This is a genomic window from Alloyangia pacifica, assembly GCF_020524285.1.
Classification (GTDB): domain Bacteria; phylum Pseudomonadota; class Alphaproteobacteria; order Rhodobacterales; family Rhodobacteraceae; genus Salipiger; species Salipiger pacificus_B.
The window spans coordinates 1-8,429 of the sequence record NZ_JAIVKX010000033.1; the positions used below are offsets into that span (position 1 = coordinate 1).

Consider the following 8,429-nt stretch of genomic DNA (forward strand, 5'->3'; position numbering starts at 1 on the left):
CGAAACCGCCGGCGTGGTGTCGCAGATATTGAGGGGCCGCTGAAGCGGGTTCATGAACGCGTACGTGAGAGCGACCTGCCGCTGTATCAAAAGAACGGCTGCGGATCGTTTCTCGTCTTGGCCTGCTGCCGGCTTCGTGGAACGCGAGTTAGGTTTGCATAGCTCGAGCCTCGAACGCCATGGGGCTTAGATAGCCGAGCTTCGAATGGCGCCGCAGCCGCGGATCGTAGAAGCGCTCGACTTAATCGAACACGTCGGCGCAGGCGGCATCGCGGGTGCGGTAGACCTTGCGGGCGGCCCGTTGCCTTGGTGGATGGCAACAGACTCGCGCTCTGTGCCTTCTGCCGCGAGCAGGGCGGCGCACTCGATCGGTCGATCCGCTACGGCTTAGCATTTACACCATCGAGGCTGGTGCGGCCGTGTGAGTATATGAACAAGTGCGTCAGGGCATGGGTTTCCAGCCCTGATCGCTGGCCCCGCAGGGGGCAGGTCAAGACCATTTCTTCGTGCGGAAGCGCGGAGACGAAGGATTCCACTTGCAACCGATCTAACGCTCAGAACTCCTAAAATGACCCGCTCTCACCGATAAGTGCAACAAGCCTTTATCGAATCCAGGTCCACCTATCGAAGATGGCCTGGTAAACGGGGTGGTCGGCATAAGCGGCATTAAGGCGCGCGCGCTGCCTGCCATTCCGGTCGAGTCCGAGATACCGCCCAGCGTTTCCGCCCATCACTCTTTCTGTCGCGGCTTCGTCGAGGCCCAACTCTTTGAGCGCTGATAGCACTCCGGCAAGATACGCCGGATGCCCCGGTTCCCGCCCGATCATGGACCAGTCTGACCCGTACATCATCCGCTCGACCATCTGCGGCGAACGATCGAAAAGCACGCGTGTCCGCGCGATCACCCGTGCCCGTTGGTCGCTTTCGCTTTGGGTTGCTTCGGTCCAGTAGCCGAGATCGAAATAGAGATTCGGGAATTCCTCAACCATATCGGCGAGGGTCTCCTCCCAGTCGCCCGGCGAAGGGAACAGCCCGCGAGGCGCAGTTTCGTCGAAGCCACCGAAATGGGCAAGGTTGAGCTGCAAGTTCCGGAAGCGCGGATCGCGAAGCAGTTCCGCCCAGCCTGCCGGGTCGGCGAAGCTGCCAGTGTTCGGTCCTGCCGCGATCGAATTGTTGGCATGTGCCTTGATGGGCACCTCGTTTTCGATACACCAAAGGTACAACGCTTCCAGTTCATGATCGAGCATCGCAGCGCCGCCCTGCGGCTTGCGCGGCACCCAAGACAGCGAGCTGGCGTTTCCGACGGGTCGGAAGCCCATCGGTGGGTACAGCTTGATACCTGCGAAACCCAGTTCCAGAACCGCGCGTTTCACATGCCTCAGAGGGTCGATTTGCGGATTGTCCTCACGCTCCAGCGCGGCACGCAGCGGGCAGAAGGGGGCGAAGGGCAGCACCAGCGCGTCGGTGTATCGGCGCGCAATCGCTGCAACCAAATCGATCTGATCCTCGATCGGGGTCACGGTCTCTTCTGTGATGAACCACGCCCCGAAATCGACAAGCGAGGGTGAAAAAACCCGGATCAGGCCCGGCCCGCCATAAAGTCTGTCGAGCTCGGCCAAGATATCCAGCCTTGGCCGGGTTAGGAGGCCGGCCCAGCGGATTGTCTGCATCAAGGGCGACCGATGTACATATTCATGCTCTTCCCCCGGCACCTGCCGCTCGGACCTGGCGGTCTGGTAGATGCGGTTGGCTAATGCTGAGCCTTGGGCTCGCATGGTATGCAAGCTGCTACGTAGCTCCGGCGCACCCACTTCGGTCGCGATGCGGTCGAGAATGGCCTCCTCGGCGGACCGGGACGTGGTCAGCCCAGCGGTCTCGCGCCCGACGCCATGGGCGAATTGCGTGATTCCTTTAGCCACATTTTCCTGGTCGCGCGCCAGAATAACCTCTGGCGGGGCAGGCGTTACTTGTCCGCCAATATGCTCCAATTCGGCGTGCGCGGTTGGGGTATTGATCAGAAGGATGGCCTTCAACAGCTTAAAGAACGCGTCTGAGACCATGTCCTGATCGACCGGTGCATGCGGATCGCGAATGACCGTCTGCTTCAGAAAGCCCACCACCGGGACGTCGCGCCCATTGAAGAAATGCGTATGAATGTCGATGGTCGTGCGCGACACTTCCGGTTGGAAGAAGTGCCTCACATGGCCACACCCCATCAAACCCGAGGTACCTAAGGTCCCCGTTAAGCCCAAAGCAAAATGGCGCCGTCCGATCATGGCGCTTGATTGAGTGGAGCGGCCAGGATTCGAAGCATTTGAGATATAGCCATGAAAATACCCTTCATGCAAAATTCAACCAGAAGAATTGCGATCTTAATTCTGCGATAAACTGGATGCCTTCTGGACGATAACATGGGAAATTTATATCGCAAGAAATCTGAAGAAAACATCTACTACAAGGCGCTCCGAGCCGTTGGAGCACTTCTGCGAACATCTGTCTGAACCGCGTTGCGCGCCTGACCAAGCTGGCCGGGGTCACGGCACAGATCGGCTATAAGCGCCACCCCGGGAAGTATGCTGGCAAACCCTCTGTCGTGGTCGACAACACCTTAGATCGGCCGTTCGACGTGGAGGCGCGATACAAGTATCCCCCCTTGTCACTGGCGAGGTTCTCACACGAGATATTCGCCCAATGGTCGTCAGCTACCAAGGGCTCGAGCAGGTGGTCGATGTCCCGGGCTGGTATCTTGAGGGTGATGGAGACGCCATCTACACCGGTGCCGACCTCGACGAGGAAGAGGCAGTCTTTCTTGATCTCAAGGCCCGCGCCGTGGCAATTGCCGCAGCGCGGTAGCACTTCGCCCATCTGTATCCCAGGGCATCACCCAGATCAGGGATCCCGTGGCTCCTGTTGTGGCGACCAATCGGGCCCCCATCTGATGATCCGCCGCACCCAGGTTTCCTGAAGTGACCGGTCACACATCTCTTCCATGCTCTTGGCGCCCTTGAGCCAAGGCAAGGGAGGCGGTGGACAGTGGCCGGCAAGGAATGCTTCGACACATTCCGAGCCAAGGAGGAAGTTCAGCTCCCGGGCTGGCAGGTTCATCAACCGGATCGCTTGGATTGCGGACTCATCTCCATGTTCCCCGCTACCGACAGAAGCCGGCGCGCCAGCCTCTCCGATGCCATAACGGGCATAAGCCCGATCGATCCATGGCAATGTGACTGGCGACAGGTGCTCCTCGGCCGCTACCATCTGAAGCAACCACATCTCGTCCCATGTCATCACCGGATAGATGGACGACAGCGCAGCGGCGCGCGCTGCACTCTTCGCTCCCACCAGGAAGGCGCCATGCCGACGCGCGATCTTTCGGACGCTGCGCAGATTGGTGTAGCCAGAGAGCTTGTGAGTATCCGCCTTCGTCGGATGATTGCCAGGCCTCTTGACCTCCAGGACCAGGATACCCGGCCCCTCGTTATCCACGAAATGGATCACTATATCTGCAATGAGCTTCTTTCCGGCAGGGCCCGTCGCCTCTTCATGAGAGTAGGCCCAAGTCACCGAGCGAAGCTTTCCCTGGACCTCGACGCCCGCGGCCGACAGAAAGCCGCGCATTGCCTCGGGGTCGGGAAACACCGCCCAAATCTGGAACAGACTTGGGGTCATGTTGTCCTCGTTTCCCCACCGGTTGTACCCGCGTGAAGACTTGCGCGCATTCGTGGTGTGGTCGGCCCATTGCCGGCGCAGGACGTAATACTCCCGGGTATCCCTGCCGGTTGGCAGGGCCGCGGTCACTTGCCACCAGTAGGTGGCGACTGGAATCTCCTGTGTCATCGTACGTCTCCCCTAAACCTGCTCACGAGCCAAACCGCTCAGCCCATTGACCGTGCAAACGGCTCTCAGCCTCAGTCGCAACGCCTTCTTGCTCTTCGAGCAACGCATCCGTCTGCTCCTTCATGCGCCGCGCAACGAGCTCGAGCGCATCCACGAGAAGGCCGTTGTGAAGACACTGCTCGAGCGCAAAGGCCGCAGACCCAAAGGGCGCATCGATGCCGTAGACCATGTCGCCTTTCCCGAAACTGCTTGCGATCTTTCCCTCGTCAATCAACGGCGGATAGACCCGCGCGAGAATCTTGGAGCCATGCTGGGTCCACGGGCAGATCGCAGACATCCCATCGAAGCGATGATCCTGGATGAGCCAATGATAGAGGTGGTCCTGGGTCATGCTGGTGAAACTCCAGTATTCCGGGCCAAAGAAGTAGCACTCGCCCGGGCGAAGCACCGGATCCCACTCCCAGTTCATCGAGTCCGGATCTCCGGAGGCCGGATTGATGCGCGTGTGAAGAAGATCACGCGTCGAACCCTCCTCCCAGGGAATCTCCAACTCCTGCGGAAAGCCCTGCAATTGAACCTCACGCCATCCGTCGCGGAAAATCTCCTGCCGCTCGGACACATGGGTCGTGTAGTGGCAAGTCCCCCAAACAGGATAGATTTCACCCTCCGCGAAGCCAAGCAGGACCAGGCCCCGGGATTGCAGGTAGACCTCCATCTTCCCCTGAGGTGACGGAGACAGCGTCAGCCTGATTTCCTGGCACTGGGTCAGGCGGACCTTGACGTCACTGAAGCCTGACGGGCAGTGCTCCATGCCCGGCTCATTCCGCCCCGGCCCCTCTTCGACACGAACCGTGCCGTCAGCCCATGCCATGGGGATGTAGATCAGCGGGATGGACGGATATTGACAAAGTTCCAGGAGATGCTGGCCGCAGTCCCCCTCGACACTCACGTTTGTCCTGACCACTCCGGACATTGAAGACAGGTGTACCTCGTCGAAGAACGCATCCCACTTGGCGCCGAGCCGATCCTGGTGCAGGAAGCATTCCTTCAGATCGAATTTCTTCGAAATAAGAGCCGCCAGTCTCCTCAGGTTTGCGGTGAGCTTGCCAACCGCAGACCAGGTTGCCTCGCTGCTGCTGTCCTCTGCGTTCTCATCCCAGCAACGCGTAACCCGCAGGAAGCTGATCTGCGCTTCGGTTTCATCCTCGCCCGACAGGCAGGCAATGGCCTGAACCGCGGCCAAGTAGTGGGACAGCTGTTTCTGCGGCAGATCCGATCCGCGATGGTCGCGGATGACGTCTGCAGTAAGGGCATCGATCGCCCGCTTGAGGACGAGCTTGCGAATGGGAAACTCTGCCGGGGCCTGCAGTCGTGTCTCGAGTCGATCGAGGGCGATATCGACAAGATCGGACTCCGAAAAGCCGTGAGCCTTTCTTGCCTGCCGATACCTCTTCCCGAGCTCGAGGGCTGCATGAAGATTTCGAGGGTGCTCAAGGCGGAACCCGTTTTCGGCTTTCTGCCGCGTTTCCCGCAAAAGCTGTAGATCAGCCTGCTTTCTTTTGGAAAACGCCTCATCGCGCTTTGCATCAGGCGTTCGTTCTCGATTGAAATCGTCCATGGGTCACAGGTTCCCTTAATTGAGTTTGGCCGGAATGGCGTCGGCTCAAATGTGCCGTCCGATAAATTTGAATGTGCCAGATTTTTAAATTAAGTCCGCTCGATCCTTGCGATAACGGGTCAAAATTATCGAACGAATACTGGTCCGGAATCGAACGAAATTGCAAGTTCAAATCGAACGGAATGCGCCTCACAATCGAACGGACTACTCTCAGCTCGGTCATGAATGACCTCCGCCTGCAGGCGATGTCCAGACAGCGTGTTGGTGATCTAATCCGCTTCGAGAAACTCCCTGAAAACCGATAGCGAAGTCGCTTTTCAGCAGGATGAAGATAGTTGGCGTGCTGGCAAACCAGGGCCTACCCCGGTTTCCCCACATGGGCTCAGTGTGATCTTCCGGATCGAGAATGACCCAAGACCAGCTCTGAAGCTGCGTTGCGCGCTTGGCCCGGTAATACTCGGACCCAGCCGTGAACGGGCAGCCGTTCGCGACGTCAGAAGCGTCCACGACGCCGCCCCCGGGATCGCGATCCTTCGGACCGTAGCCGTCGTCCTCACCTCCCTCTGTCAGGGGATTTGCATCTTCATTTCCAAGGTCCGGCGAAGATTCTTCGCCATTTCCACTCAGAGACTCGGCCCTTTCCAGGAAGATGTCACGGACCTCACCGCAGAATTTCCAGGTTGGCCCTGCCGCGGCTGCGCCGATCAGAAACAGGGTGACAACGTATTCCATCAGGGCGGCAGCTTTCCTATCCCTCGCAAGAGATTTCAGGACCGAGCTTTTTCGATGGTTCGCAGGCACAGTCTTGTCCCACCTGATGTATGGACAGGCAGGAGATACGGCCTCGGAGAGAAGCCAAGGATTGCCGATGTCGCGGATGACCCCGCTTGTCAAATCGAATTGGTCACCAAACTTGGGCCCGTGTCAGCACGCATGGCTCGACGGCCCTTGACCAGCGTGGGCCACAGACGCGTCGCTGGTCACGCTCCAAGGCCTGGCATTGACTTCCATCCAGCGCGTGAAGCTCTTACTGCCATTGATTTCGCTGTAGCCAGACATCGCGGCCTCATATCCGCCCATACGTTCGTGATGCTCGGGGCGTAACATATCCGGCCCAAGATAGGTGCGCACGGACATGACTGGGATGTGTTCGTCGGAGCTGTGCCGACCCGCGCGCACGCGCATTGTCGCAATTGGAAGCGCGCCACCGAAGTAGGGGACAAGAAACGCATGAGCGCGATCCTTGTCCAGAGAGGTGAAGCTGTAGGTCATCGCCAAGCTCCTGGCGATGCTCAGGGTGCAGAGAATATCAAGATGAAGCGTGTCCGGAGTCGCTACTTCCCGCTCGAGGAGACGGGTTATCGCGTGATGCGAAATGTTTGCCGAAGTCACGAGGTCGATCCGGCATAGATCAGCCTTCTTGGACAGGAACAAGTTCGAGAAGAAAATTGACCGCTCCTGATAAAGCGGCGCCTCTGTCTCCCCGAGCGAAAATATGTCGCATTCATGCGCGGAACCAACTGTTTCTGCCATGACCAGCTTGAGGGGCTTGGTCCAAGAACAAACCATGGGGTTCAGGAAGGCTGGGCGAAGAATGGGTGCGAGCCGCTTTTCGCAGCGCCCGGGCTTTTTGGATCGCGCCGATTCCTCGAAGACATCGAGTGACCTCTGCATCCTCGGACTTTCAAACCAGCTTTCTACGGTGGCATAAGGTCGCTTCTTGGAAAGATAGGCGGTTGCATAGCCTCTTGCGAGCTTGTGATACATGGTAATCCCTACCTCGCCCATTGCCAACCTGGTTCGGTAGCGGGCAAAAATCGTTACGACTTCAAGTTTGACATTCCTGTTTTCGATACTGGCTGAATATCAAAACGAGGAGCAAATGAATTGTCATAACACGCGCGCCAGAAATTTCGAGCAATGAGATCGGCGCACTGAAGCGCTGCCAGCGAGCGAAGTGCCTCAGTAGGGCGGCCGAACCGTTGAGAGCTTCATAACAGAGGCGCGCTGCCGCTGAGCAGGAAGGGCGACGCTCTGGTTCGAAAATATTCCTGTTTATCCACGAGAAAACGCAGCAAATAGTATTACCAATAGCGTTCACTCCAGCGCCGCCCCGGACCTCCGTCCCCGGGCGCTGTGGTCCGGATCATCCGCTGCCAGAAAGCTACGGCTTTCGTGACAAGGATGGAGTCTGGCGTGACTACATCCGCGTTCGTTGGTGGGCACAGAACTCGCCGAGCTGGGCCGGGATACCGACCTCGGTTCACACCCCGCGGAGCTTCCGGACGAAGTACGGCCTGAGGATATCCTCGGTGAAACGTATCCGGTTGGAGCGAAGCCCGTATTCTTTGGTCACTACTGGCTCACGGGTCAACCGGTTCTTCAAGCTCCCAACGCGCTCTGTCTCGACTACTCGGCTGGGAGTCCCGAACGAGCTCACGATGAGTGTGAACAGGCATGGAAAACTGACCCCATAGCGGGGTGATCGGCGTCCCAAAATGACCCCCTTACATTGATGGTCATCATGCTTCCGGGAACAACCGGGAGCAGTCTTGGGATGTTGACCGTGGAGACTTTCGCGAAGCTCCTCGACCGTGAAATTCAGGGCAACGGGCGACCGCCGATCGATGAGTGCCGCGAGAACCTTACTTGAGGCCTTCAGAAGAGCCTCATGCTCTGTCGCTTTGGACGGCGGAAAGAACTCTCGCGGGGCGGTGAAGGAGGCCGCGGAAATTTTCCGGATCGGTACGAACTCGTCGAAAAACGTCTCGTCCACCACCCTCCAATCGCACTCAGTTCCGTGCGGGGCAGGAAGTGACAGGTAGCTCGTAGCAAGAAAGAGGTGGGCCGCCTTCGTTTGAAATTGCGCGAGATATGGGCAGCCTGCGAAGTGCGGGCACCGGAGTTTCTTGCCCCCTTGGTCAATGGTCTCGCAGAAATGGTCACGCACAGATATTCCGATCCGACTGGCCCGCTC

Annotated in this window: 6 protein-coding genes and 2 pseudogenes; 2 read left to right on the forward strand and 6 right to left on the reverse strand. The window is 58.4% G+C overall.

Annotated features, from left to right (window positions below):
* Window positions 1–148: 148 nt before the first annotated feature.
* A pseudogene (locus LC039_RS26585) lies at window positions 149–304 on the reverse strand (IS3 family transposase); the annotation flags it as partial.
* Between the two features lie 298 nt (window positions 305–602).
* Complete coding sequence (locus LC039_RS26590; protein WP_226629892.1) at window positions 603–2,276, reverse strand: amidohydrolase family protein; 1,674 nt, start codon at window positions 2,274–2,276, stop codon at window positions 603–605.
* Between the two features lie 212 nt (window positions 2,277–2,488).
* Between LC039_RS26590 and LC039_RS26595 the strand changes: the two are divergent.
* Together LC039_RS26595 and LC039_RS26600 are read left to right on the forward strand one after the other, a co-directional pair.
* A pseudogene (locus LC039_RS26595) lies at window positions 2,489–2,635 on the forward strand (IS3 family transposase); the annotation flags it as partial.
* A gap of 56 nt (window positions 2,636–2,691) precedes the next feature.
* The gene (locus LC039_RS26600) at window positions 2,692–2,853 is read left to right on the forward strand and encodes a hypothetical protein (protein ID WP_226629894.1); all 162 of its coding nucleotides are present in this window, start codon (window positions 2,692–2,694) and stop codon (window positions 2,851–2,853) included.
* A gap of 36 nt (window positions 2,854–2,889) precedes the next feature.
* On the opposite strand, the gene LC039_RS26605 is transcribed toward LC039_RS26600, so the two are convergent.
* The 4 genes from LC039_RS26605 to LC039_RS26620 form a co-directional block, all read right to left on the reverse strand.
* Window positions 2,890–3,834 (reverse strand): hypothetical protein, encoded by a 945-nt coding sequence (locus tag LC039_RS26605; RefSeq protein WP_226629895.1) that lies wholly within the window; start codon window positions 3,832–3,834, stop codon window positions 2,890–2,892.
* A gap of 22 nt (window positions 3,835–3,856) precedes the next feature.
* Window positions 3,857–5,452, reverse strand: coding sequence for a hypothetical protein (locus LC039_RS26610; protein WP_226629897.1), 1,596 nt, complete (start codon window positions 5,450–5,452; stop codon window positions 3,857–3,859).
* A 219-nt stretch (window positions 5,453–5,671) separates the two neighbouring features.
* Window positions 5,672–6,184 (reverse strand): hypothetical protein, encoded by a 513-nt coding sequence (locus LC039_RS26615; RefSeq protein WP_226629898.1) that lies wholly within the window; start codon window positions 6,182–6,184, stop codon window positions 5,672–5,674.
* A 192-nt stretch (window positions 6,185–6,376) separates the two neighbouring features.
* Window positions 6,377–7,219 (reverse strand): hypothetical protein, encoded by an 843-nt coding sequence (locus LC039_RS26620; RefSeq protein WP_226629900.1) that lies wholly within the window; start codon window positions 7,217–7,219, stop codon window positions 6,377–6,379.
* Window positions 7,220–8,429 lie beyond the last annotated feature (1,210 nt).

Excerpts from the sequence above, each read along its gene's own strand:
- LC039_RS26590 (WP_226629892.1), bottom strand. The coding sequence starts at position 2,276 with ATGATCGGACGGCGCCATTTTGCTTTGGGCTTAACGGGGACCTTAGGT.
- LC039_RS26600 (WP_226629894.1), top strand. The coding sequence starts at position 2,692 with ATGGTCGTCAGCTACCAAGGGCTCGAGCAGGTGGTCGATGTCCCGGGC.
- LC039_RS26605 (WP_226629895.1), bottom strand. The coding sequence starts at position 3,834 with ATGACACAGGAGATTCCAGTCGCCACCTACTGGTGGCAAGTGACCGCG.
- LC039_RS26610 (WP_226629897.1), bottom strand. The coding sequence starts at position 5,452 with ATGGACGATTTCAATCGAGAACGAACGCCTGATGCAAAGCGCGATGAG.
- LC039_RS26615 (WP_226629898.1), bottom strand. The coding sequence starts at position 6,184 with ATGGAATACGTTGTCACCCTGTTTCTGATCGGCGCAGCCGCGGCAGGG.
- LC039_RS26620 (WP_226629900.1), bottom strand. The coding sequence starts at position 7,219 with ATGTATCACAAGCTCGCAAGAGGCTATGCAACCGCCTATCTTTCCAAG.